At 43.8% G+C, this 1,290-nt stretch carries 3 protein-coding genes; 2 read left to right on the top strand and 1 reads right to left on the bottom strand.

The features are described from left to right. Both BM155_RS16850 and BM155_RS17235 read left to right on the top strand, forming a co-directional pair. Positions 1-624, top strand: a 624-nt coding sequence (locus BM155_RS16850) for an RHS repeat-associated core domain-containing protein (protein ID WP_139223328.1), incomplete at its 5' end; no start/stop codon positions are given. Positions 625-650: 26 nt separating this feature from the next. After that, entirely contained in the window at positions 651-1,004 is a 354-nt protein-coding gene (locus tag BM155_RS17235; RefSeq protein ID WP_139223329.1) for a hypothetical protein, read from the top strand. A 5-nt stretch (positions 1,005-1,009) separates the two neighbouring features. Here the strand turns inward: BM155_RS17235 and BM155_RS17375 are convergent. Beyond that, positions 1,010-1,290 (bottom strand): hypothetical protein (locus BM155_RS17375; RefSeq protein ID WP_175487823.1); only part of this gene is annotated, 281 nt, incomplete at its 5' end.

The raw sequence follows: 1,290 nt of genomic DNA on the forward strand, positions 1-1,290 counted from the left end.
GGTGAGGCGACGTTTTACTACAATTACTTCAGGGATTATGATCCGAGTCTCGGAAGGTATCTCACCAGTGATCCTATTGGGCTTGCCAGCGGCATAAATACCTATGCCTATGTCGGAGGAAATCCAATTGGTTTTGCTGATCCGTTGGGTTTATACACGGCAGTGGTAATCAATGGCACAACCCCTGGCAATCCATTTGGACATACGGCAATTGCAACCTCAGGTTCTGGTGTGTACAGCTTCGGAAATAGCACCAAATTAGGAAGTAGCCTAACGGATTATTTGGAGCGAGAGGCCCTGAAAAGAAATACAAATGTTATCGTGATCGATACTTCACAACAGCAGGAGAATGCAATAAACGATTATTTGAGTGGGAAGCGCGATGATCTGCCTCCTTGGCTCTTCGGAATAATTCCTGACCCGACTGACACCTGTTCAACCCGAACAAGTGAGGCATTGAACTCGGCAGGTTTGATCGATCCATTTATTACTATTGGCCCTTCTTTCCCAACAGATGTTGCAGTGCAAGCAGCGTTCTGGAGTCGACAAACAGGAGGGGCAACTTATGTTATTCCTAAGGGCGGCACAGTTCCTCCAGAACTGAAGATCTTTAATCCTAAATAACGGTTAATCTAAAAAACGGGATTCTCTTGGATAAAATAAAGAAAAGTGGATATATACCAAAAGCAGTTTTTTTAATTTTAGCTGTCTTTGTTGGAGTGATATTGATTTTGAACTTTAAAAATCCGAGTAAGGCCATGCGGGAGTTGCCGATTGGTAGTACATATGATCAGTTAATATCCGTTGCTGGTCATCCAGATTATGTCACAGATGGAACTGTAGACGTGAAACCAGAATTTAAAAAATCAGCAGGTCAGTTGATACCTGGTTGTGTAAAAGAGGTTTGGTATGAATACTATCTTAGTTTTGTGCCGAGTAAGTATTCTTTTTGCTTTGACAAAAATGACGTCCTAATACACAAATATCACTGTTCTTCCTGGTAAAAGACCTAAATCACTACGACTTGGGTGGACAGTATCTTGCTGAGACCAATATCGCTGCCAACGGCACAGATATCCAGAGCCAGACTGACTACATCTACCTGGATAACATGCCGGTAGCACAGATTGTAACGACCTTTAGCGAAGGGGAGGTTCAAGGTAGAACCTTGACTTATCTGCACACAGACCACTTGAACACGCCGCGTATCGGAACTGATGGTAATGAAGTTGTTGTCTGGCGCTGGGATAGTGATGCGTTTGGGCAGACAGCGCCGGATACTGATCCGGA

The sequence above is a fragment of the Microbulbifer thermotolerans genome (genome assembly GCF_900112305.1).
In the GTDB taxonomy this organism is placed as follows: Bacteria; Pseudomonadota; Gammaproteobacteria; order Pseudomonadales; family Cellvibrionaceae; genus Microbulbifer; species Microbulbifer thermotolerans.